We start from the raw sequence: 22296 nt of genomic DNA, 5'->3' as shown, positions 1-22296 counted from the left end.
TCGCTCAGAAGGAGGTGTTGGTGCCCTGCTGCTGCAGGGTCAGGTGGAAGAAGACGTCTTCCAGGCCCACGTCGATCTCGTGCACGTCGCCGGCCGAATCGCCCAGGGTTTGCAGCCAGCCGGCCACATCCTCCTGCGAGCGGGCCACCAGGCGCACGCTGTTGCCCTGGCGCGAAAGGCGCACCACGCGCGGATCACGGCTGATGGCGACCAGGTCGACCGGGCCCTTCAGGCCCACCTGCATGGCCACAAGGTGGCTGTTGCGGATGACCTCTTCGGGCTGGTCGTCCACCAGCAGGCGGCCGTAGAGCATGTAGGCCAGGCGGTGCGAGCGCATGGCCTCGTCCATGTAGTGGGTGCTGACCAGCGTGGACACGCCGGTGGCTGAAATCTCTTGCAGGATGTCCCAGAAGGCTTCGCGGGCCTTCGGGTCCACACCGGCGGTGGGCTCGTCGAGCAGCAGCAGCTTGGGGCGGTGCGACATCGCGCAGGCCAGGGCCAGGCGCTGCTTCCAGCCGCCCGAGAGCGTGCCCACCTGCTGGCGGTCACGGCCCAGGTCGTCGAACGCGAACTGCTTGACCAGTTCATTGAGGCGGCCCTGGATGTCCTTCACGCCATACAGGCGGCAGACGAACTCCAGGTTCTCTCGCACGGTCAGGTCGGGGTACAGGCTGAAGTGCTGCGTCATGTAGCCCAGCAGCGGCTTGATCTTGTCCGACTGCGTGGCGATGTCGTAGCCCATGCAGGTGCCGCCGCCGGAGGTCAGCGGCACCAGGCCGCACATCATCCGGATGGCCGTGGTCTTGCCGCTGCCATTGGGGCCCAGGAAGGCGTAGAGTTGCCCCGGCTCGATCGTCATGTTGAGCTGGTCAACGACGGTGTGCGTGCCGAAGGTCTTGGTGAGGTTCTTGACCTCGATGAGGGTGGTCGCTGAGGACACGTCAGGCCTTTGCTGGTCGAAGTCGTGTCGTCGGGTCAGCCTTGCTGCAAGGCCAGGATCACCCCCACGGGCGTGCCGGGCGGCACGGAGCACTTGCTGGCGCCTTCGATTCGGCCTTCGGTCAGGAAGCTCAGGCGGTCACGCAGTTCGGGCCCGAACATCAGCGGGTTGGTGTACTCGGGGCGGGCGCTCACGCGGGTGGTGCGGGCTGTGAGCGGCTCGTCGCAGCCCGACACCTTCACCTGAAACTGCGAGCCGGGCAGGAAGCGCGGGCGCAGATCATTGGGCACGAAGAAGCGCACGCGCAGGCTGTCCTTCTGCAGGATGGACAGCACGGCGGCGCCCGTCTGCGCGAACTCACCCTGGCGCACGAAGATCTCCTGCACCACGCCATCGACCGGGGCAGTGACCTGCTTTTGCTGCAGCAGCCACTCCACCTGGGCCACACCGGCCACAGCGGCCGAAGCCTGAGCGGCGGCGGCGCGCTTCTCGTCGTCGCGGGCGCCTTCCTTGGCGGCACGCAGTGCGGCGCGGGCCTCTTCGACCTGGGCCTGGGCCAGCGCCACGGCGGTGCGGTCGGAGTCGACCTGCGCCTCGGCGATGAAGCCCTTCTTGACCAGGGCTTCGCTTTTCTTGAGGTTGGTCTGCATCTGGGCCAGCTGGGCCTTGGCGTAGCGCAGCTTGGCGCGCACCTGGTCCAGCTCGTCCTTGCGGGCACCCTTGGACAGGTTTTCCTGCTGCGAATCGGCCTGGGCCTTGCGGGCTTGGGCTTCGGCCAGTTGGGCCTGCTCGCGGTTGGATTCCAGCGTGTAGAGCTTCTCGCCGCTCTTGACGACCTGCCCTTCCTTGACGCCCATCTGGAACAGCGTGCCAGCCACTGGCGAGGCCACGGCCGTGATGTCGGCCTCGATGTAGCCGGGCAGTTGCGAGCGCTTGTCATCCTGCAGGCAGCCGCTCAGGCCGGCGGCGGCCAGCAGCACGCTGGCGCACAGGAGGGTGCGGGACGGGGCGGGCGAGGGGAGGGACAACAGGCGCTTCATGGGAACACTTCACTCAACAAAGGTCATGGCGGCAGGCGCGTCGAGGGCCTGCCACGGTCACATGGTCACAGGCGCCCCAGCTCGACGAACAATGGGCGATTGTCGATGCCAGGGCGGGGGTCGTCGCCATAGCTCAGCCAGAAGTGGCTGGAGAACAGTTTCTGGCGCTTGTAGCCGCGCGGCACCTCCACCAGCGGGTCGCCGTGCGTGATGCCACAGGCCAGCGCGTCGACCTTCTGGCCCTGGTTGGCCATGATCCAGTCGATCAAGGCGCGGAACACGTCCTTGTCGTCGTTGGCGATCAGCGTGGTGTGCAGCGTCAGGTAGTTCAGCACGCCGCCCACCGGCGGCAGGCGGAAGCCACCGGCGATGGAGGCGTACAGGTTGTACAGCGGGCGGATCAGGCCGATCGGGGCCTTGAAGCCCATCACGCGCGTCTGCTTGTAGGCCTTCTGGTTCCAACTGCCCAGGATGCCGATGATCTGGCCGCCCTTGAGTGCCAATGCGTAGTCGCCGATCGAGATGCCCGCGTAGTACGGGTCATTGGCCAGCACCTTGGCGAACTCGTAGCACGGGTAGCCGTTGCGGCGGGGGGCCTCGCGGTCGAAGAAGGCCTGCATGGCCGGCACGTCGGCCGCCGTGGCGGCGCGCACGTCAACGCCGGCGGGGATGCGCGGCTTGAGCTTGCGCGTGAAGATGAAACTGGTCTCGATCGTGTGGCTGACCCAGTAGTCGAACAGCACGCCGTCAGCCGCGTTCTTGGCGGCCTCCAGCGGGGCCACGTTGTCCTTGATCACGATGCCCTGCAGCAGGTCGGTGGTGCTGCGGTATTCCTTTTGCGCCACGAACATCTGCGAGGCGATGCCGCGGCGGCGGTAGTACGGGTCCACGCGCGTGTCGCCCGAGTAGTACACGCGGCGGCGCTGGCCGCTGATGTACAGGTCACGGCCGGAGATCACCGTCAGGCCGGCCAGCACCTCGGGGCGCTCGGAGTCGTCGGCCACGGTCAGGATGAACTCGTCGCCGATCACCTTGGCGCCGGTGAAGAAATCCGGCTGGCGCTGGAAACACATTTCAGCCGGTCCGGGCATGGTGATCTTGCTGATCAGGTCATGGATCTTCGGATTGTCGGCGGGCGTGCCGAGACGCACGGTGATGGTCATGGTGTCCTCGTCGAATGCGTTGGGTGTGGGCGGCGTGGGTGGTTTACTGCAGGGCCGTGACGCTGATGGGCGGTCAGGCGGCCACGGCCGGTTCGTCCAGGGCGTGGCGCAGCACGTCGGGGATCTGTCCCTTCCAGTGGCGCAACGGCTCGATCTTGATGTTGCCCTCGACCATGCCACGCAGGCGGCATTGATCAAGGTAGATGTCGCGCATGTGCGGCAGGGCCACGCAGGCGGCGGGCTGCAGCTGGCCCAGCTCGCGCGCCAGCTTGTAGTGGAAGTTGTTGAGCAGCGCGCGCTCCAGCTGGCCGGCCAGCGAGGCTTCCAGCGCGCTGCGGTCGGTGCCTTCCGCGCACTCCACCAGCAGTGCGTAGCCGGGCGACAGGCGGGTGCTCTGGTCCAGGGCCAGCAGGGTCACGGGCAGGGCGCCGTGCAGGGCCAGGCCATCCTGGATCTGCTGGGCCAGCGTGGCGCTGGTCTTCTCGCCGACCAGATCGACGCCGTCGTTGCGGCCCAGGAAGGTCAGGCAGGGCACCTGGCCCAGGAAGCCATCCACACGCACCACGTCGCTCATCTTGTAGCGCGCGAAGCCCGAGCCAGTGGTCATGATGGGGATCACCTGCATGCCATCACGCAACTGCCACGAGGCCAGCACCTGCCCGGTGGCCGTGTCCTCGAATTCGTAGAAGTGGCTGAGATACGCCAGCGGGAAGCGCCCCTGGAAGGGGAAGGTGACGACGCCCTCGGTGGCCCACAGACCCTTGCCCTGGAAGTTGGCGTGCGGCAGCAGTGCGCGCAACTTGTCGGCCCAGGGGGCGGCAGCAGCCGTGTCCCAGGAGCTGACCACGGCCAGGCCGGGCCACAGCTTGGCGAAGAACTCGGGGGCCAGCTTGCCGTCCCAGGCGCGCAGTAGTTGCGCGGCGCGGGCCGAGCGCGGGCAGGCCACCTCCGCCATGCGGGCCTGGCGGGCGCCCCAGTGGCCGGTGTCCAGCACCTGGGCCAGCTCTTCGCGCCAGCGCGCCAGCTGCTCCAACGCCCCCAGGGCGAAGGTCGGGCTCCACACGGAGATGAAGCCCAGCGTTTCATCGGCCACCAGGTAGGCCACGGTGGCGAACAGCGAGTCGTCCGAGGTTTCGGCCAGAGCCACCTCTTGCGGCACGGATTGCGTCAGGTAGGCCAGCAGACGCTTGCCCCACGACAGCATCTTCATGTCGTCGTTGATGTCGCCGGCGGTCTGGTCACGCATGTCCGTCGGGATCCAGGACAGCGACCAGTAGTGCGTGCCGCGCCCCTGCTGCGGGAACTGGCGGTACAGATCGCCCACCCAGGCGCTGATGACCTCGTCCAGCTCGTCCAGGAAGAGCTTGCTGTACGGGATCCATTTCACGGCCGAGGTCGAGCCGCTGGTGGGCTGGTAGCGCATCACTGGCGAATCGACCATCTCGCGCCCGCGCGACGCACGCTGGCGCTCCAGCGCCTCGGCGTAGTCTCCGTAGGTGGTCAGGGGCATGTGCTGGGCGAACTGCTCCCAGGTCCAGTCCGCACGCACGCCGCAGCGCTGGCCTTCAGGGGATGCGGCCACGGCGGCCAGCCAACGCGACAGCCGGCCACGCTGGATGTGCTCCAGCTCGCCGAGGTGCCGTTCGAAACGCCGGCACCCGGGGGTGACCAGCAGCTTGAGGAGTTGGTGGCCGAAGGAGGTTCCGACGCCCATGCTCAGGAAGCCTTGCCGCGCTCCAGGCCGTCCTGGACATCGGTGTCCAGCCAGGCCGTGGTGTTCGCGGGGGCTCGCTGCTCGTTGTCCATCTTGCGCGCGATGGCCAGGCCTTCGGGCTTGTGCGTGCCCAGGATGTGCTTCTTCACCCACTTCCAGGGCACGTCCACGATGGAGCGGAACAGGCTTTCGTAATCGCAGGCGGCCAGGCAGGGCACCTCGTTGCCGCGGCGCCAGCCCGGGTTCACCTTGTCGAAGAAGGCGATGTGCGGGTTGCTGGCCTTGAGCTCGGGCGTGATGTCGGCCACTTCGCCCTTCAGGCGCACGTAGTCCTCGCCGAAGTCCAGCACCATGTTCTTGCGGTCGAACGCATCGGGGAACAGTTGCTGGCAGTAGGCCTCGGTGATGGCGCGGTAGTGGTCATCACGACCGGGGCGGTTGCCATCGACCTTGGGGTAGTAGTTGTAGAAGTTGTTGGTCATCAAGAGGTAGGTCTTGTACCCCTTGGAGATCAGGAACCAGTAAAACGGCACGAAGGGGCGCTTGATGCGCTCGATGATCAGGCGGCGGTAGAAGGTGTTGGCCAGGTCGTTGTTGCCCCAGTATTCCTTCTCGATGATGGTGTCGCCGCTGAAGATGCCGCGCACGCGCTTGCCCTCGACCTTCAGGTCGAAGAAGGTCTGCGTCGAGAAGCCCACCAGGCGGTCATCCGACTTGCGCTCGACCAGGATCACGCCCGACTTCTTGCTCAGATCGCTCAGGAAGATGTCCAGCGAGGTGTTCTCGTAGTACTGGGAGTACAGCTCATACATCTGCTTGATGTGCGACACCGTGACGGACGAGATCGGCCGGAAGAAGGTCCGGGTCTTTTCCTTGTGCGCGGGACTGGCCATGGTGCTGCTCCGTGATTGGCCCCCTGACGCGCTCCACGCGGTGCCACATGGAGGGAAGGCCGGAAACAAAGTGTTTCTGTGAAAAATTATTCAAGAGCATGCCAGCGGCCTCTTTATAGACAGGATGGGGCTTGCCCGGGGGCTCCCCCCAATCGGGGGATGACGCGTTAGATTTGACGCGTCACGCGGCTTTTTTCCAGGGCCCGCTGCGGCGGAGCCGCGCCACCTTTGGGGGGCGCGATGCTCCAGTGTCAGGTACCCTTTCTGTCGTGCGCACGCGACTGGTGCGCAGGGCCTTCATCGTCCATTCACGGGGGCATCAGGCCTTGTCTGTCGTGTCCGAAGTGAGGGGGGCTTGGTTTGCGTGGGGGTAAGCACGTATAATCTTTGGGTTTTGCCGACATCAGGTCGGGGTTTTTGTTCGCTGTCAGCAGACAGGTCTGGTTCATTTGGCTCGGGTTGCGTCCCGGATCAAATGAGGTCAGGCAGGTTGGTTCGATGGCCAAAGTGGTCCTAGCTCTTTCATGGAAAAGCCCATGCCATCCTCCCCTGCGGTGGCCCCAGGGGCTCCAACGAAAGCGGCTGCGTCTGCTGGGTGGCAGGATTCATTCTGGCCGCAGCAAGATCCCGAGCCCCCGGTGATACCGCTCACGCGAGACGAGGCTCGGGCCCTGATCGCGAAAAGCCCCTCCCTCTCGCCTTGGCGGGTGATCGCGCTGCAAGCGCTGATCGGGGTGATCGTGGCGGTGATCTGGGGGGGCCTTTCTCGCAACCTGCCATCTTTCATCTCCGCGCTTTATGGCGCCGCGGTGGTGGTGGTGCCCGGCGCGCTCATGGTGCGCGGGGTGTTCGGTCGCGGGGCGGGGCGCAGTCTGGGCGGGCTCCTGTTCTGGGAGATCGTCAAGCTGGCGCTGGTAGCGGCCCTGCTCGCCATGGCGCCCAAGTGGGTGCTGTCGCTGAACTGGGTTGCGCTGCTGGTTACCCTGGTGTTGTGCCTGAAGGTCAATGGGCTGGTCCTGCTTTGGCAGGGCTCCAAGAAATCTAGAGTCTGACGAGAGTTGCTGATGTCTGCTGATGCACACGCTACCGCGGCCGGCGCCGTGGCCCAACGCGGCCCCACGGCCGGTGAATACATCAATCACCACCTGCGCCACTTTCAGAACATTTCTGAGAAGCAGGGCATCGTTGATTGGAACTACATCAACTACGACTCCGTCTTCTGGTCGGTGTCGCTGGGCCTGCTGGCCGTCTTCATCCTGTGGCGTGCCGCCCGTGCGGCCACGTCCGGCGTACCGGGCCGCTTCCAGGCTGCCGTCGAACTGCTCGTCGAACTGGTCGACACCCAGGCCAAGGGCATCATCAGCAACGCCGCCTCGCGCCGCGCCGTGGCGCCTGCCGCCCTCACCGTGTTCGTGTGGATCTTCTTCATGAACGCGATGGACCTGCTGCCGGTTGACCTGCTGCCCCGCCTCTGGGAAGAGGCCCACCGCGTGACGGGCCACGATCCGCACCACGCCTACATGCGTGTCGTGCCTACCGCCGACCTGTCCATCACGCTGGGCCTGTCGATCTCGGTGCTGCTGATCTGCCTGTACTACAACATCAAGATCAAGGGTCTGTTCGGCTGGATCAAGGAGCTGTTCAGCGCTCCCTTCCACGCCCACGGCATCGCTGCCGTGCTGCTGGCCCCTGCCAATTTCGCCCTGAACCTCATCGAGTTCGGCGCCAAGACCATCTCCCACGGCATGCGGCTGTGGGGCAACATGTACGCTGGCGAGCTGGTGTTCATGCTGATCGCCCTGATGGGGGCGGCTGGCCTCAGTTCCCTGGGCGGCATCGGTTTGTGGATCGGCCACATCCTTGCCGGCTCGGCCTGGGCCATCTTCCACATCCTGATCATTGCCCTGCAGGCCTTCATCTTCATGATGCTGACCCTGGTGTACATCGGTCAGGCCCACGAAGGTCACTGACCCTTCCCTTTCCCCTCCCTTTTTCTCACCAACCTCACTTTCTTCTTTAGGAGCAATCATGGAACTCGTGTTGGGTAACGTCGCGCTGGCTTGTGGTCTGATCATCGGTCTGGGCGCCCTGGGTGCTTGTATCGGTATCGCCCTGATGGGTGGCAAGTATTTCGAAGCCACCGCCCGTCAGCCCGAGCTGATGAACGAACTGCAAACCAAGATGTTCCTGCTGGCCGGTCTGATCGACGCCGCCTTCCTGATCGGCGTGGGTATCGCCATGCTGTTCGCCTTCGCGAACCCCTTCGTCGCAGCTGCTGCCTGATCGGTCCCTTCTCGACTGAGTTTTTCAATTAACCGAGAAAGGTCCGAGCCGTGAATCTGAACGCAACGCTGTTCGCGCAGATCGTGGTCTTCGGGATCCTGTGGTGGTTCACGATGAAGTTCGTGTGGCCCCCGATCACGAAGGCTCTCGACGAGCGCGCCACCAAGATCGCGGACGGCCTGGCTGCCGCTGACAAGGCGAAGTCCGAACTGGCCTCCGCCAACCAGCGCGTGCAGCAGGAACTCGCTCAGTCCCGCGAAGACATCGCCAAGCGTCTGTCTGACGCCGAGAAGCGTGGCAACACGCTGGTCGAGGATGCCAAGGCGCGCGCAGCGTCCGAGGCCGCCAAGATCGTCGCCGACGCCAAGGCCGAAGCCGACCAGTTGGTCGTGCGTGCCCGCGAGGCCCTGCGCGAGCAGGTCGCCACGCTGGCGGTCAAGGGTGCCGAGCAGATTCTGCAGCGCGAAGTCTCGCCCCAGGTCCACGCTGACCTGCTGAGCCGCCTGAAAACGGAGCTGTGATCATGGCCGAGCTTGCCACCATCGCCCGTCCGTACGCCGACGCCTTGTTCAAGGCCGCGCCCGATGCCGACCAGGCTGCCTGGGTCGGTCAGGTCGAGGCCTTGGCCGCGGTGGCCCGCGACCCGCAGCTGCGGTCCCTGGCGGACAACCCCGTCGTCACCAAGGAGCAAGTCTTCGAGGTGCTGACAGGTGCCGCCAAGGTGGCGCTGGCGCCAGCCGTGGCCAACTTCTTGCGTACCGTCCTCGACAACGGTCGTCTGGCGGCTTTGCCGCTGATGGCCGAGCAGTTCCAAACCCTCGTGCATGCCCGTCAGGGTGTTGCCGAAGCCATCGTCTACAGCGCTTTCCCGATCGATGCGGCCCAACTGGCCGACATCCGGGGCTCGCTGGAGAAGCGCTTCGGCGGCAAGCTGCAGCTGTCGGTCCAGGTGGATCCGACGCTGATCGGCGGCGTGCGCGTGGTGGTGGGTGACGAGGTGCTCGACACCTCCGTCAAGGCCCGCCTGGAGCGCATGAAGACGGCCCTCCTGGCCTGACCCCGGAGAGCCGTCTGTCCAAGACTGGTGCACACATGGTCGCCCAACCCCCACTGGCTGGCCTTCAGGGCTGTCAAGTGAACCCTGAAATCCAGCCGGTCGTCGTCAACGAGGTCTGCCCCGTGCAGCCCTTGACCAGACTGGGAGCAACGCAATGCAACTGAATCCCGCAGAAATTTCCGAACTGATCAAGAGCCGCATCGAAGGTCTCGGCGCGGCTGCCGACATTCGCAACCAAGGCACGGTGATCTCCGTGACCGACGGTATCGTCCGCGTGCACGGCCTGTCCGATGCCATGCAAGGCGAAATGTTGGAATTCCCCGCTGACGCCAGCGGCATCCCCACCTACGGCCTGGCCCTGAACCTCGAGCGCGACTCCGTCGGCGCCGTGATTCTGGGTGCCTACGAGCACATCTCCGAAGGCGACGTGGTCAAGACCACCGGCCGCATCCTGGAAGTGCCCGTCGGCCCCGAGTTGGTTGGCCGCGTGGTCAACGCCCTGGGTCAGCCCATCGACGGCAAGGGCCCGATCAACGCCAAGCTGTCTTCTCCCATCGAGAAGATCGCCCCTGGCGTGATCGCCCGTGAGTCGGTGTCGCAGCCCCTGCAGACCGGCCTGAAGTCGATCGACTCGATGGTGCCCGTCGGCCGTGGCCAGCGCGAGCTGATCATCGGCGACCGCCAGACCGGCAAGACCGCTGTCGCCATCGACGCGATCATCAACCAGAAGGGCCAAGGCGTCACGTGTATCTACGTGGCCATCGGCCAGAAGGCTTCGTCGGTCAAGAACGTCGTGCGTGCCCTGGAGCAAGCCGGCGCCATGGAATACACCATCGTCGTCGCCGCTACGGCCTCTGACTCGGCTGCCATGCAGTTCGTGTCGGCCTATTCCGGCTGCGCCATGGGCGAGTACTTCCGCGACCGCGGTGAAGACGCCCTGATCGTGTACGACGACCTGTCCAAGCAGGCCGTGGCCTACCGCCAAGTGTCGCTGCTGCTGCGCCGCCCTCCCGGCCGCGAAGCCTTCCCTGGCGATGTGTTCTACATCCACTCGCGCCTGCTGGAACGTGCAGCCCGCGTGAACGCCGACTATGTCGAAGCCTTCACCAAGGGTGAAGTCAAGGGCAAGACGGGATCGCTCACGGCTCTGCCCATCATCGAAACGCAAGCCGGTGACGTGTCCGCCTTCGTGCCGACCAACGTGATCTCGATCACCGACGGCCAGATCTTCCTGGAAACCAGCCTGTTCAACGCCGGTATCCGTCCCGCCATCAACGCCGGTATCTCGGTGTCGCGCGTGGGTGGTGCTGCCCAGACCAAGCTGATCAAGGGCCTGTCCGGCGGTATCCGTACCGACCTGGCGCAGTACCGTGAGCTGGCCGCGTTCGCGCAGTTCGCCTCCGATCTGGACGAAGCCACCCGCAAGCAGCTGGACCGCGGTGCCCGCGTGACCGAACTGCTCAAGCAGGCTCAGTACGCTCCGCTGCCGATCTCGCTGATGGGCGCAACGCTGTACGCCGTGAACAAGGGCTTCATGGACGATGTGGACGTCAAGAAGGTTCTGGCCTTCGAAGCCGGCCTGCACCAGTTCCTCAAGACCAGCCACGCCGCGCTGCTGAGCAAGCTCGAAGCATCGAAGGCCCTGGACAAGGACGCCGAAGCCGAACTGCAATCGGCCATCGCAGCGTTCAAGAAGACCTTCGCCTAAAAGGAGCACGCCATGGCGGCAGGCAAGGAAATACGCGGCAAGATCAAGAGCGTCGAGAACACCAAGAAGATCACCAAGGCCATGGAAATGGTCGCGGCTTCGAAGATGCGCAAGGCGCAGGATCGCATGCGCGCGGCCCGGCCTTACGCTGAAAAGGTGCGCAACATCGCTGGCAACCTGTCCAAGGCGAACCCCGAGTACGTCCATCCCTTCATGATCGCCAACGATGGCGCCAAGAAGGTGGGCTTCATCGTGGTGAGCACGGACAAGGGCCTGTGCGGTGGTCTCAACACCAACGTGCTGCGCGCCGTGACCAACAAGCTCCGTGAGCTGGACGGTCAGGGCACGAAGTCGGACGTGGTCGCGATTGGCAACAAGGCGTTCGGTTTCTTCAACCGGATCGGCGCCAAGGTGGTCTCGCATGTCACGGGCATGGGCGACACGCCCCACCTGGACAAGCTGATCGGCCCGACCAAGGTGGTGCTCGATGCCTACGCGGCTGGCGAGCTGAGTGCGGTCTACCTGTGCTTCACCCGCTTCATCAACACGATGAAGCAGGAGCCCGTGGTCGAGCAGCTGCTGCCTCTGAAGGCCGGCGATCTGCAAGCCGACGAGAACCATCAGTGGGACTACATCTACGAGCCTGATGCACAGGCCGTGATCGATGACCTGCTGGTGCGCTACGTCGAGGCGCTGGTCTACCAGGCCGTGGCCGAGAACATGGCGTCCGAGCAATCGGCGCGCATGGTGGCAATGAAGGCGGCAACCGACAACGCAGGCTCCGTGATCGGTGAGCTCAAGCTGGTCTACAACAAGACCCGCCAGGCCGCGATCACCAAGGAATTGTCCGAGATCGTTGCCGGCGCGGCCGCGGTCTGACCCCAGATTTAATTGATTGAAGGAACGAAAAATGGCTGACACACAAGCTCAAGCTGTGGGCAAGATCGTTCAGTGCATCGGCGCCGTGGTGGACGTGGAGTTCCCGCGCAACCAGATGCCCAAGGTGTACGACGCTCTGAAGATGGACGGCTCGACCCTGACCCTGGAAGTGCAGCAGCTGCTGGGTGACGGCATCGTCCGTACCATCGCGCTGGGCTCCTCCGACGGTCTGCGTCGCGGCATGGTCGTGAGCAACACCGACGCCCCCATCACCGTGCCCGTGGGCCCCGCAACGCTGGGCCGCATCATGGACGTGCTGGGCAACCCCATCGACGAGAAGGGCCCGGTCGACCAGACCCGCACCGCCTCGATCCACCGCAAGGCCCCGGCCTACGACGAACTGTCGCCCTCGACCGAACTGCTGGAAACCGGCATCAAGGTGATCGACCTGGTTTGCCCGTTCGCCAAGGGCGGCAAGGTGGGCCTGTTCGGTGGCGCCGGCGTCGGCAAGACCGTGAACATGATGGAACTCATCAACAACATCGCCAAGGCCCACAGCGGTCTGTCGGTGTTCGCTGGTGTGGGCGAGCGTACCCGTGAGGGCAACGACTTCTATCACGAAATGTCTGACGCAGGCGTCGTGAAGCAGGACAACCTGGCCGAATCCAAAGTGGCCATGGTGTACGGTCAGATGAACGAGCCGCCGGGCAACCGTCTGCGCGTGGCCCTGACCGGCCTGACGATGGCCGAGTCCTTCCGTGACGAAGGCCGTGACGTGCTGTTCTTCGTGGACAACATCTACCGCTACACCCTGGCCGGTACCGAAGTGTCCGCGCTGCTGGGCCGTATGCCCTCCGCCGTGGGTTACCAGCCCACGCTGGCCGAGGAAATGGGCCGTCTGCAAGAGCGCATCACCTCGACCAAGGTCGGCTCGATCACGTCCATCCAGGCCGTGTACGTTCCTGCGGATGACTTGACCGACCCGTCGCCTGCCACGACCTTCGCCCACTTGGACTCCACCGTGGTGCTGTCGCGTGACATCGCTTCGCTGGGTATCTACCCCGCCGTGGACCCGCTGGACTCGACCTCGCGTCAGCTGGACCCGCACGTGGTCGGTGAAGAGCACTACTCGGTGGCCCGCTCCGTGCAAGGCACGCTGCAGCGCTACAAGGAACTGCGCGACATCATCGCCATTCTGGGCATGGACGAACTGGCTCCGGAAGACAAGCTGCTTGTGTCCCGCGCCCGTAAGATCCAGCGTTTCCTGTCGCAGCCTTTCCACGTGGCCGAAGTGTTCACCGGTTCGCCCGGCAAGTACGTGCCCCTGAAGGAAACCATCCGCGGCTTCAAGATGATCGTGAACGGCGAATGCGACAGCCTGCCTGAGCAAGCGTTCTACATGGTCGGAACAATCGACGAAGCCTTCGAAAAAGCCAAGACGATGTAATCAGCGGCGCCTTCGGGCGGCAGGCGGCGTTGCCGTGCTCGCCATAGCTTCCGCTATGTCTGTGCGCGGCGCCTTGCCTGACGCCCGAATGCTTGCTGCTTAAATCGTCTTGCACGCTAATCAGGTTTTATTAGGAAGCGCTTATGTCCACCATTCACGTTGATGTCGTTTCGGCTGAGGAGTCTCTCTTCTCGGGCGAGGCCACCCTGGTGTCCGTGCCGGGTGAAGTGGGCGAGCTCGGCATCCTGCCGCGCCACGCGCCGCTGATCACGCGCATCAAGCCGGGTGCCGTGCGCATCCAGCGCGCCGACACGAAGGAAGAAGAGTTCGTCTTCGTCGCCGGTGGCATCGTGGAAGTGCAGCCGCACTGCGTCACCGTCCTGGCCGACACCGCCATCCGCGGCAAGGACTTGGACGAGGCCAAGGCGCTGGAAGCCCAGCGCGTGGCCCAAGAGGCTGTTCAGAACGCCAAGGGCGAGCTGGATCTGGCCAAGGCCCAGAGCGAGTTGGCCATCATGGCCGCGCAGATTGCCGCGATCCGGCGCCTGCGCAAGAAGTGATCGTCACACCGACTTCCGTCCCGAGGCCTTGAACGCCGACGGACGCATGCCCCGCAGGCCCGCAGCACTCGTTGCCGCGGGCCTTTGTCGTTTCTAGGTTTCCAGATTTCTTCAGCGGTGATGTGGTGTGATCCATCGCATCGCCGCCTACAACAGGTCCCCGGAGCACGCCATGCCCGCCAAAGCCCCCGCTGCCAACACCCGTCGCGCCCAGAAGCCCGCTGCCTCGGCCACAGCCGCCACCCCGTCGACCGTGCGCGCCAAGCCCGCCACGCGTGTGAGCAAAGTCGCGTCGATCGACAAGGCCCCCGAGGCCTCCAAGACGCCCAGGGCAAAACCGCTGGGTCTGGCCGACTACCTGCAGAAGATCCTGACCACGCGCGTCTACGACGTGGCCATCGAGAGCGAGCTGGTGCGGGCCAACAACCTGTCGCGCCGCCTGGGCCACGAGGTCTACATCAAGCGTGAGGACACCCAGCCGGTGTTCAGTTTCAAGCTGCGCGGGGCGTACAACAAGATGGCGCAGCTCAGTGCCAAGGCGCTGGCCAAGGGCGTGATCTGCGCCTCGGCAGGCAATCACGCGCAGGGTGTGGCCCTGGGCGCGCGCCGCCTGGGCTGCAAGGCCACCATCGTGATGCCGGTGACGACGCCGCAGGTCAAGGTGGACGCCGTGGCCGCTTTCGGGGGAGACAACGTGCAGATCGTGCTGCACGGCGAGAGCTATTCCGATGCGGCCCTGCACGCGCGCGCACTGGAGCATAAGAAGGGCATGACCTTCGTGCACCCCTTCGACGATCCGGACGTGATCGCCGGGCAGGGCACCGTGGCCATGGAGATCCTGCGCCAGCACTCGGGCCCGATCGACGCGGTGTTCGTCGCCATCGGCGGCGGCGGTCTGATCAGCGGCGTGGCCGCCTACATCAAAGCCGTGCGCCCGGAGATCAAGGTGATCGGCGTGCAGACTGATGATTCCGATGCCATGGCCCGCTCTGCCAAGGCGGGCAAGCGCGTCACGCTGGCCGATGTCGGCCTGTTCGCCGACGGCACGGCCGTGAAGCTGGTGGGCGAGGAGACGCTGCGCCTGGTGCGCAAGCATGTGGATGACTTCGTGATCGTGAATACCGACGCGGTGTGCGCGGCCATCAAGGACATCTACCAGGACACGCGCTCCATCGTGGAACCCTCGGGCGCGATGGGCGTGGCCGCGATGAAGCAGTACGCGGCCCGCCATGGTGGCCAGGGCAAGACCTACATTGCTATCAACTGCGGCGCCAACATGAACTTCGACCGGCTGCGCTTCGTGGCCGAGCGCGCCGAGGTCGGCGAGGAGCGCGAGGCGCTGTTCGCCGTGACGATCCCGGAAGAGCGCGGCTCGTTCAAGCGCTTCTGCGCGATGATCGGCCCGCGCAGCGTCACCGAGTTCAACTACCGCATCTCGGATGAGCGCCAAGCGCATGTCTTCGTGGGCCTGAGCACACAGCGCAAGGGCGAGTCGAAGCAGATCGCCAGGGACTTCGAGGCCCAGGGCTTTGCCACGGTGGACCTGACCCATGACGAGTTGGCCAAGACGCACGTGCGCCACATGGTGGGCGGGCGCTCCTCGCTGGCCGATGGCGAGCGGTTGTTCAGCTTCGAGTTCCCGGAGCGTCCGGGCGCGCTGATGAAGTTCCTGTCCACCCTGCCGCCGGGCTGGAACATCAGCCTGTTCCATTACCGCAACCAGGGCGCCGACTATGGCCGCATCCTGATGGGCCTGCAGGTGCCGCCGGCCGATGCCAAGCGCGTGACCAAGGTGCTGGACGGGATGGGCTACCGCTACACGGACGAAAGCCGTAACCCGGTGTACCGGCTGTTCCTGCGCTGAGCGCAGGGCTTGGGGCTCAGGTGCCCGCTTGGCCGGGGGGCGCTTGCTCGGCGCCTTCTACGGGGGTGTCGGCCATGCCGCTGCCGCCCTGAGGCGTGGCCTGGCGCGGCTGGAACCTGCTGCCCAAGCTCCCTGAGGGCGGATGGGGCATGCCGGCTGCCGGCGGGGGCGTATAGCCGCCCGCGCCATTCATGTTCATGCCCCCACCCATGCCTCCGCCCACGCCAGGCAGCGTGCCAGTGGCCGCGGGGGGCAGCAGGGGCAGGTTGAGGTTCACGGCGGCCGGCCCGCCCGACGGGCCGATCTGCACGCCTTGCTGGGTGACCGATTGCAGAACCAGATCGCCATCGATGGCATGGCCGGTCTTGTAGGCGCGGGCCGGTTTGCCATCGACGACCAGCAGGGCCACGCCGCTTTCGCCTTGTCGGCGGGGCGCCACCACGCCAACCAACTGAAGCCGCGAGGCCAGCATGGCCTGCTGCGAAGGGGCGCTGGGCTCGTAGGCCGCGTTGGCAGGAGGCGACAACAGGCGGGTGACATCACTGCGCGGGGGCGTGCTCGACAGGGCTACCGAGCTGGTGCCCGGGGGCACGGCGGCGGGGCGGGCCATCCAGCGCAGCCCCCAGTAGGCCAGGCTGGCTGCGACAGCGGCCCACACGAGCAGGGCAAGGATGCGAGATACCATGGTGCGGCACATTATCATGGCTGCCGGGGAACTTCGGCGTGAGAGATGTCCCGAACACCGCGGGTAGATCCTGCGGTGCCGTTCTGGCAAAGTGCGGCATGCTGGCGCCCCTGTCTCCCAAATGCCCGTGCTGCCGGCCGGCACGGTGCGTTTGTCATGGATGTCGTGTTTTTCGAGCGTTCCCTTATGAACAAGCCTCCTCGCTTCACCGCCCGTGTCCTCAAGCAGGTCGCACGCGGTTTCACCCTGATCGAGCTGATGGTGGTGCTGGTCATCATCGGCCTGCTGGCCGCCCTGATCGTGCCCAATGTGCTGGACCGCGCCGACGATGCCCGTCTCACCGCGGCCCGCACCGACGTGTCCAACCTGATGCAGGCGCTCAAGCTGTACCGCCTGGACAACCAGCGCTACCCCACGGCCGAGCAAGGCCTGCAGGCCCTGGTCGTCAAGCCTTCGGCTGGCCCCAATCCGGCCAACTGGAAGCCCTACCTGGAAAAGCTGCCCAAGGATCCCTGGGGCAATGTCTACCAATACGTCAATCCGGGCGTGAAGAACGCCGCCGGCGTCGACGTGTTCAGCTTTGGCGCTGATGGCCAGAGCGGTGGCGAAGGCAAGGATGCCGACATCGGCTCCTGGCAATAAGCGCCGCGGCTTCACGCTGCTGGAGCTCATGGTCGTGGTGGCGATCATCGCTATCACGGCGGCGGTGGTCAGCTTCGCCATTCCGGATCCGTCCACCTCGCGGCTGGAGCGTGAGGCTGCCCGCCTGGTGGCTCTGCTCGAATCCGCACGCTCCCAGGCCCGCGCCGGGGGCATGACGGTGCTGTGGATCCCGCGTGGTGCCGAATCCGGCGCCGATTACCAGTTCCTGGGGCTGCCGCCGGCCCTGGCGCCTTCCCTGCAATGGATGGAGCGCGATGTGCGCGCCGAGGTGGTGGGGGCCACCAGCATCGTGCTGGGCCCCGAGCCCGTGATCGGCGCGCAGAGCGTGATCCTGCGCCTGGGCGATCGGCAGTTGGTGGTCAGCACCGATGGGCTGTCGCCGTTCGCGCCGATCCTGGGGGGCGATGACGCCCCGGCCGGTTCGCCTGTGGAGGCGGCCAATGTGCGCTGAGGCCTCACGCCGTCTTCATGGCCGTTTTCCCCTTCGTGCTCAGCACTGCCTGCGCGGCATGACCCTGATCGAGGTGCTGGTGGCGCTGTCCGTGGTGGCCATCACCCTGGCGGCGGGGTTCAAGGCGGCTGGCGGCCTGACGGTGAACGCCCAGCGCCTGGCCGACCTGACCGTGGCGCAGTGGTGCGCGGAGAACCAGCTCACTGCGCTGCGCCTGTCGCGCACGTATCCGAACACGGGCAATGGTGAGTTCCAGTGCCAGCAACTGGGTCGCCAGCTCCAGGGGCTCCAGTCCGTCAAGGGCACGCCCAACCCCAATTTCCGCCGCGTGGATACCCGGGTGCTTGATGAGCAGGGGCAGTCGGTGGTGAGCATCTCCACCGTGGTGTCGAGGTATCCGGATTGAGCGCCGCAGTGCCCCAGCGCACCCGCTCCTTCGGCTTCACGCTCATCGAGGTGATGGTGGCCCTGCTCATCCTGTCTGTGATGGCCTTGATGGCCTGGCAGGGTGTGGAGGGCATCAGCAAGGCCCGTGAGGTGGCCGATGGCAACGTGCAGCGCACGCTGAGGCTGCAGTCGGTGATGACGCAATGGCAGGCCGATCTGGGCGCCGTGCTGGACTCGCAGACGGTCGAGCCCCTGTTGTTCGATGGCGGCACCTTGCGCATGACGCGCCGCGCGCCGGGCGGTGGCATGCAGGTGGTGGTGTGGGCGTTGCGCAGTGGCCGTTGGGTGCGCTGGGCAGGCCCCGCCGTGACCACCGTGGGCGAGCTGCAGGAGCAATGGACGCGGTCGATGTCCTTCCAGGGCAATGAACTGGGTTCGCTGCAGGCCCTGGTGGGCATCGACCAGTGGCAGCTGTATTGCAACCGGGGTGGGGCGTGGACCAACTGCCAGTCAAGCGCAGGCGCAGGTATCCAGATCAGGCGCCCACCCATTCCGCGTGGCGTGCGCTGCGTGCTGACCATGGGCGCTGGCAGCGGCTTCGAGGGCAGCATCATCCGTGATGTGGCGCTGGCCTACCAGCCTAACCAGAACTGAGGCCGGGCATGTTGCGCAGCATTACCAGGCTTCTTCATCCACGCCGTCCACGCACGCGCCAGCGCGGCGCGGCCCTGCTGGCGGCGATGGTCATCGTCACCATCGTGGTCACCATCGCTTCGTCCATGGTCTGGCAGCAGTGGCGGGCCGTGCAGGTGGAGTCGGCCGAGCGCAGCGTGGCGCAGTCGAAATGGATCCTGCGCGGCGCGCTGGACTGGGGGCGCCTGATCCTGCGCGCTGACAGTCGTAACGTGGATCACCTGGGCGAGCCCTGGGCCGTGCCGCTGGCCGAGGCGCGCATCTCCAGCTTCCTGGCCTCCGACCAGGAGAACACCGCCGATTCAGGGCCCGAGGCCTTCCTGTCCGGCCAGATCTACGACGTGGCGGCGCGCTTCAACCTGGCGGCGCTGCTCGATGCCACCGGCGAGATCGACCAGGCGCAGTTGCAGGCCTTGCAGCGCCTGTGCGAGTACCTGTCGATGTCGCCCTCGGTGGCCGATGCCCTGGCGCTGGCCTGGCGCCGTTCCTGGCTGGCCCGTGCGGCGGATGACCCGCAGATGCTGGCCAAGCTCGGTGGCGAGGAGGGTCGCCAGAAAGCCCCCGTGATGCCGCAGACGGTGGACCAGATCGTGTGGCTGGGGGTGGATGCCGGGGTGGCCGAACGGCTGCGCCCCTACGTGACGCTGATCGTGGACGACCAGGTGCCCGTCAACCTCAACACCGCGCCGCGCGAGGTGCTGGCCGCCGTGCTGGATGTGGACCTGGGCCGGGCCGACCGCCTGGTGCAGTACCGCCAGCGCAACCCCTTCAAGGACGCGGGCGAGGTGTCCAACGTGCTGGGCAATGCCGTCCAGCCGCCGGGCGGCAATGTCAGCGTCACCTCCAGCTACTTCGAGATCACCGGGCGCCTGCGCCTGGAGGACAGCGTCATGCAGAAGCGCTATGTGGTCAAGCGCGACGGCCAGACCATCCGCGTGCTGTTCGAGACCTCGGCCTCGGGCATGGACATGCAGGCCTCCCAGGGGGGGCGGTGATGTTGCAAAACGGGTATGAATCCTTAAATGGCCGTTGTTCTCGGCCTTCTACAATCGACGGGATGACTACCCTGTGTGGTCGGACCCCTTCACGCAAGAAGTCCCCCAGGGCATGAGCACACTGATCATCCAGCTGCCGGCGCATCGTCGCCTGTCTTCCGACCCGGATCATGGGGGGGCGGCATCAGGTGCGTCTGCCAGGCCGGGCGAGTACGTGTACGTGCTCACCGCCAATGGCCAGACGGTGGCCCGCCAGGGCGTGGCCCCGGCGTCGGGCCTGCCCAAGGCCGACACCGTGGTGGCCGTGACCGGATTCACCGATGTGAGCTGGCAGCGCCTGAACCTGCCCCGCGCGCCCTCGGCACGCCTGCGCCAGGCCCTGGGCAGCCTGCTCGAAGACCAACTGCTGGACGACCCCGAAGACCTGCACCTGGCCGTGGCCCCGCAGGCCAAGGCGGGTGAGTTGACCTGGGTGGCCGTGTGCGACCACACCTGGCTCACGGGCCAGCTGATGGCGCTGGAAAAGGCCAAGGTGCGCGTGGCCCGTGTGGTGCCCGCCGTGTGGCCGGATGCGCCCGAGACCGCCTACTTCCATGAAGTGCACGACACGCCCGGCAGTACCCGCGAGGATGGTGCCGAGTTGCTGGTGACCTGGTCGACCCCCGAGGGCGTGGCCACCTGGCCGCTGGGCGGCACGTTGGCCCGTGCCCTGCTGCCCGAGCCCCTGCCCGATGGTGCCCGTTGCTTTGCCACGCCGGCCGCCGCCGCACCGGCCGAACGCTGGCTGGGCCATGCGGTGCACGCCCAGACCCAGACCGAACACCTGCTGCAGGCGGCCCGCTCGATGTGGAACCTGCTGCAGTTCGAACTCACGCCCAGCACCAAGGGCTGGCAGGTGGTAGCCGACCAGTGGCGCCAATTCTTGAGCCCGCAGTGGCGCCCCGTGCGTGCCGGCCTGCTGGCCCTGGTCGTGGTGCAGGTGATCGGCCTGAACCTGTGGGCCTGGCACCAGCAGCGCGAGGTCAAGGCCCGCCGTGATGCCATCACCACCGTGCTCAAGCAGGCCCATCCGCAGGTGCAGGTGATTCTGGATGCGCCGGTGCAGATGCGCCGCGAGACCGACAACCTGCGCGCCCTGGCGGGCCAGCCCGGCGACGCGGACCTGGAAACGCTGATGCAGGCCGTGGCCGGTGCCTGGCAGGGCGACACACCCTCGCGCGGGTTGGCCTATGACGGCGCCAGCCTGTCGGTGGCCCTGCCCGAACAGTGGGGCCAGCCGCAGGTGATGCAGTTCAGCGAAGCGTTGCAGGCGGCTGGTTTCGCGGTCGAGCAGCAGGGCAATGGCCAGGTCACCGTGCGTCGCGCGGCGCGGGGCTGATCAAAGAAACACCATGGCTGAACAGACCGCATCCTCTCCTCTCCAGGGCCTGCGCGCGCAATTGACGGCGCGCTGGGTCGCCATGGCACCGCGCGAGCGCCAGCTTGTCAGCGTGATGGCCTGGCTGGCCGCGATCACACTGGTCTTCCTGATCGGCGTGCGCCCGGCCTGGAAGACGCTGCAGCAGACCCCCGTGCAGCTGCGTGAGGTCAACGCAGTGCTCGAAGACATGCAGCGCCAGGCCGCCGAGGTCAAGGCCTTGCGTCAGGCGCCCGTGGTGCCGCCGGCCCAGGCCGAGGCTGCCCTGCGCAGCGCCACCGAGCGCCTGGGCGAGGGCGCCAAGATCCGCATGCTGCCCGACCGCGCCACCGTGACGCTTACCAAGGTGGCTGGCGCCGACCTGGCCCAGTGGCTGGCCGATGTCCGCGCCAATGCGCGCGCCCGTGCCGTGGAGGCCAATTTCGCGCAGGTCGAGCCCGGGGTGTACTCCGGCACCGTCAGCGTGGTGCTGCCCGGCGTTGCGCCGGCGGGGCGCTGAAGGAGCGGTGCCGATGTCCTGGTTCTCATCCGTCAAGCGCGGCACGGCCGCCTGGAGGCCCAAGGGCTTCGAGGCCACCTCGCGCTGGCTGGAGTCCACGCTCGAGACGGTCAAGTGGGAAAAGATGCGCCAGGCAGGCCGCCGCTGGGGCCGCTGGGGCGCCGTGCTGGGCGGCTTGGCAGGCTTGATGCTGTTCGCGCCGGCCTCGTGGCTGGCCGATGTGGTCAACAGCCGCACGGGCGGGCGCCTGATCCTGGCCGAAGCCCAGGGCACGGTGTGGTCGGGTGATGCGGTGGCGGTGCTCACCGGCGGGCCCGGCAGCCGTGATGCGCGCGCGCTGCCTGGCCGCCTGGGCTGGCATCTGCGCCCCCATGGCCTGGGCCTCAAGCTGGTGCTGACCCAGGATTGCTGCCTGCCCGAGCCCGTGGCCCTGATCGTGCGGCCCGGCTGGGGGCGCGTGCAGGCTGAACTCGTCAATGGCCGGCAGGCCCAGGCCGCGGCGCCAGAAGGTGCTGCACCGGGCTTCGGGCCGGGTGTGAGCGGGCAGTGGCCGGCCGGCTGGCTGTCGGGGCTGGGCACGCCGTGGAACACGCTGGAACTCACCGGCACGCTGCGCCTGCACACGCAAGGGCTGCGCATGGTGTGGGCGCAGGGCCGCCTGAGCGTGGAAGGGCGCGCTGACCTGGTGTTCCAGGACGTGGCCTCCCGCGTGACCACGCTGGATCGCCTGGGCACCTACCGCCTGTCGCTCGAGGGCATGCAGGACCAGGTCATGCTGGGGCTGTCCACCGAGAACGGCGCGCTGCAGCTCAGCGGCTCCGGCTCGGTCGGTCCCGCCGGGGCTCGCTTCCGTGGCGAGGCCACGGCCAGCGAAGCCGAGCGCGGCGCCCTGAGCAATTTGTTGAGCATCATCGGCCGCCGCGAGGGCGACCGTTCTGTCATTTCGATCGGATAAGTC

The 22296-nt window shown here is 66.4% G+C and carries 24 protein-coding genes; 18 read left to right on the top strand and 6 right to left on the bottom strand.

Annotated elements, in window-relative coordinates; translation table 11 throughout:
• Positions 1-4: 4 nt before the first annotated feature.
• The 5 genes from WAQ08_RS12890 to WAQ08_RS12870 form a co-directional block, all read right to left on the bottom strand.
• Positions 5-940: an ABC transporter ATP-binding protein gene (locus WAQ08_RS12890; RefSeq protein ID WP_422191981.1), complete on the bottom strand. Its 936-nt coding sequence runs from the start codon at positions 938-940 to the stop codon at positions 5-7.
• Positions 941-975: 35 nt separating this feature from the next.
• A complete protein-coding gene (locus WAQ08_RS12885) occupies positions 976-1980 on the bottom strand; it encodes an HlyD family secretion protein (protein WP_422191980.1) in 1005 nt (334 codons plus the stop codon).
• 65 nt (positions 1981-2045) lie between these two features.
• On the bottom strand, positions 2046-3143 hold the full coding sequence (locus WAQ08_RS12880) for a hypothetical protein (RefSeq protein WP_422191979.1): 1098 nt from the start codon (positions 3141-3143) through the stop codon (positions 2046-2048).
• A 73-nt stretch (positions 3144-3216) separates the two neighbouring features.
• Positions 3217-4857, bottom strand: a complete 1641-nt coding sequence (locus WAQ08_RS12875) for a GH3 family domain-containing protein (protein ID WP_422191978.1) — start codon at positions 4855-4857, stop codon at positions 3217-3219.
• A gap of 2 nt (positions 4858-4859) precedes the next feature.
• Positions 4860-5750, bottom strand: coding sequence for a hypothetical protein (locus tag WAQ08_RS12870; RefSeq protein ID WP_422191977.1), 891 nt, complete (start codon positions 5748-5750; stop codon positions 4860-4862).
• 638 nt (positions 5751-6388) lie between these two features.
• Here WAQ08_RS12870 and WAQ08_RS12865 point away from each other — a divergent pair.
• From WAQ08_RS12865 to ilvA, 10 genes are all read left to right on the top strand, one after another.
• Complete coding sequence (locus tag WAQ08_RS12865) at positions 6389-6802, top strand: ATP synthase subunit I (RefSeq protein WP_422191976.1); 414 nt, start codon at positions 6389-6391, stop codon at positions 6800-6802.
• A 12-nt stretch (positions 6803-6814) separates the two neighbouring features.
• The gene (gene atpB / locus WAQ08_RS12860) at positions 6815-7720 is read left to right on the top strand and encodes a F0F1 ATP synthase subunit A (protein ID WP_422191975.1); all 906 of its coding nucleotides are present in this window, start codon (positions 6815-6817) and stop codon (positions 7718-7720) included.
• A gap of 58 nt (positions 7721-7778) precedes the next feature.
• Positions 7779-8033, top strand: a complete 255-nt coding sequence (gene atpE, locus WAQ08_RS12855; RefSeq protein WP_422191974.1) for a F0F1 ATP synthase subunit C — start codon at positions 7779-7781, stop codon at positions 8031-8033.
• Between the two features lie 50 nt (positions 8034-8083).
• On the top strand, positions 8084-8554 hold the full coding sequence (locus WAQ08_RS12850) for a F0F1 ATP synthase subunit B (protein WP_422191973.1): 471 nt from the start codon (positions 8084-8086) through the stop codon (positions 8552-8554).
• A gap of 2 nt (positions 8555-8556) precedes the next feature.
• Positions 8557-9090, top strand: a complete 534-nt coding sequence (locus WAQ08_RS12845) for a F0F1 ATP synthase subunit delta (RefSeq protein ID WP_422191972.1) — start codon at positions 8557-8559, stop codon at positions 9088-9090.
• Positions 9091-9244: 154 nt separating this feature from the next.
• Complete coding sequence (atpA, locus tag WAQ08_RS12840) at positions 9245-10798, top strand: F0F1 ATP synthase subunit alpha (protein ID WP_422191971.1); 1554 nt, start codon at positions 9245-9247, stop codon at positions 10796-10798.
• A gap of 12 nt (positions 10799-10810) precedes the next feature.
• Positions 10811-11677: a F0F1 ATP synthase subunit gamma gene (gene atpG, locus WAQ08_RS12835; protein WP_422191970.1), complete on the top strand. Its 867-nt coding sequence runs from the start codon at positions 10811-10813 to the stop codon at positions 11675-11677.
• A gap of 31 nt (positions 11678-11708) precedes the next feature.
• Positions 11709-13124 carry a F0F1 ATP synthase subunit beta gene (gene atpD / locus WAQ08_RS12830; RefSeq protein ID WP_422191969.1) on the top strand — a complete coding sequence of 472 codons (1416 nt, stop codon included), beginning with the start codon at positions 11709-11711 and terminating at the stop codon, positions 13122-13124.
• A gap of 143 nt (positions 13125-13267) precedes the next feature.
• Positions 13268-13684 (top strand): F0F1 ATP synthase subunit epsilon, encoded by a 417-nt coding sequence (locus WAQ08_RS12825; protein WP_422191968.1) that lies wholly within the window; start codon positions 13268-13270, stop codon positions 13682-13684.
• Between the two features lie 172 nt (positions 13685-13856).
• Positions 13857-15548 carry a threonine ammonia-lyase, biosynthetic gene (ilvA, locus tag WAQ08_RS12820; protein ID WP_422191967.1) on the top strand — a complete coding sequence of 564 codons (1692 nt, stop codon included), beginning with the start codon at positions 13857-13859 and terminating at the stop codon, positions 15546-15548.
• 16 nt (positions 15549-15564) lie between these two features.
• Here ilvA and WAQ08_RS12815 read toward each other — a convergent pair whose 3' ends face one another.
• A complete protein-coding gene (locus WAQ08_RS12815) occupies positions 15565-16233 on the bottom strand; it encodes a hypothetical protein (protein WP_422191966.1) in 669 nt (222 codons plus the stop codon).
• Between the two features lie 186 nt (positions 16234-16419).
• Here WAQ08_RS12815 and gspG point away from each other — a divergent pair, with 186 nt between their 5' ends.
• The 8 genes from gspG to gspN all read left to right on the top strand — a co-directional run bounded on the left by gspG (position 16420) and on the right by gspN (position 22293).
• Positions 16420-16875, top strand: a complete 456-nt coding sequence (gene gspG / locus WAQ08_RS12810) for a type II secretion system major pseudopilin GspG (protein WP_422191965.1) — start codon at positions 16420-16422, stop codon at positions 16873-16875.
• The gene (locus tag WAQ08_RS12805) at positions 16850-17347 is read left to right on the top strand and encodes a pilus assembly FimT family protein (protein WP_422191964.1); all 498 of its coding nucleotides are present in this window, start codon (positions 16850-16852) and stop codon (positions 17345-17347) included. Before gspG ends, WAQ08_RS12805 begins: the two co-directional genes overlap by 26 nt.
• Positions 17348-17405: 58 nt before the next feature.
• Positions 17406-17753: a type II secretion system minor pseudopilin GspI gene (gene gspI, locus WAQ08_RS12800; RefSeq protein ID WP_422191963.1), complete on the top strand. Its 348-nt coding sequence runs from the start codon at positions 17406-17408 to the stop codon at positions 17751-17753.
• A gap of 8 nt (positions 17754-17761) precedes the next feature.
• Positions 17762-18388, top strand: a complete 627-nt coding sequence (locus tag WAQ08_RS12795; RefSeq protein WP_422191962.1) for a PulJ/GspJ family protein — start codon at positions 17762-17764, stop codon at positions 18386-18388.
• A gap of 8 nt (positions 18389-18396) precedes the next feature.
• Entirely contained in the window at positions 18397-19422 is a 1026-nt protein-coding gene (gene gspK, locus WAQ08_RS12790) for a type II secretion system minor pseudopilin GspK (RefSeq protein ID WP_422191961.1), read from the top strand.
• A gap of 112 nt (positions 19423-19534) precedes the next feature.
• Complete coding sequence (gspL, locus tag WAQ08_RS12785; RefSeq protein ID WP_422191960.1) at positions 19535-20800, top strand: type II secretion system protein GspL; 1266 nt, start codon at positions 19535-19537, stop codon at positions 20798-20800.
• A 13-nt stretch (positions 20801-20813) separates the two neighbouring features.
• On the top strand, positions 20814-21338 hold the full coding sequence (gene gspM / locus WAQ08_RS12780) for a type II secretion system protein GspM (protein WP_422191959.1): 525 nt from the start codon (positions 20814-20816) through the stop codon (positions 21336-21338).
• 13 nt (positions 21339-21351) lie between these two features.
• Complete coding sequence (gspN, locus tag WAQ08_RS12775) at positions 21352-22293, top strand: type II secretion system protein N (protein WP_422191958.1); 942 nt, start codon at positions 21352-21354, stop codon at positions 22291-22293.
• Positions 22294-22296 lie beyond the last annotated feature (3 nt).

Origin of the sequence: Aquabacterium sp. (assembly GCF_049274795.1) — a bacterium.
Classification (GTDB): Bacteria; Pseudomonadota; Gammaproteobacteria; order Burkholderiales; family Burkholderiaceae_C; genus Aquabacterium.
This window is presented reverse-complemented; position numbering and strand designations above follow the sequence as displayed.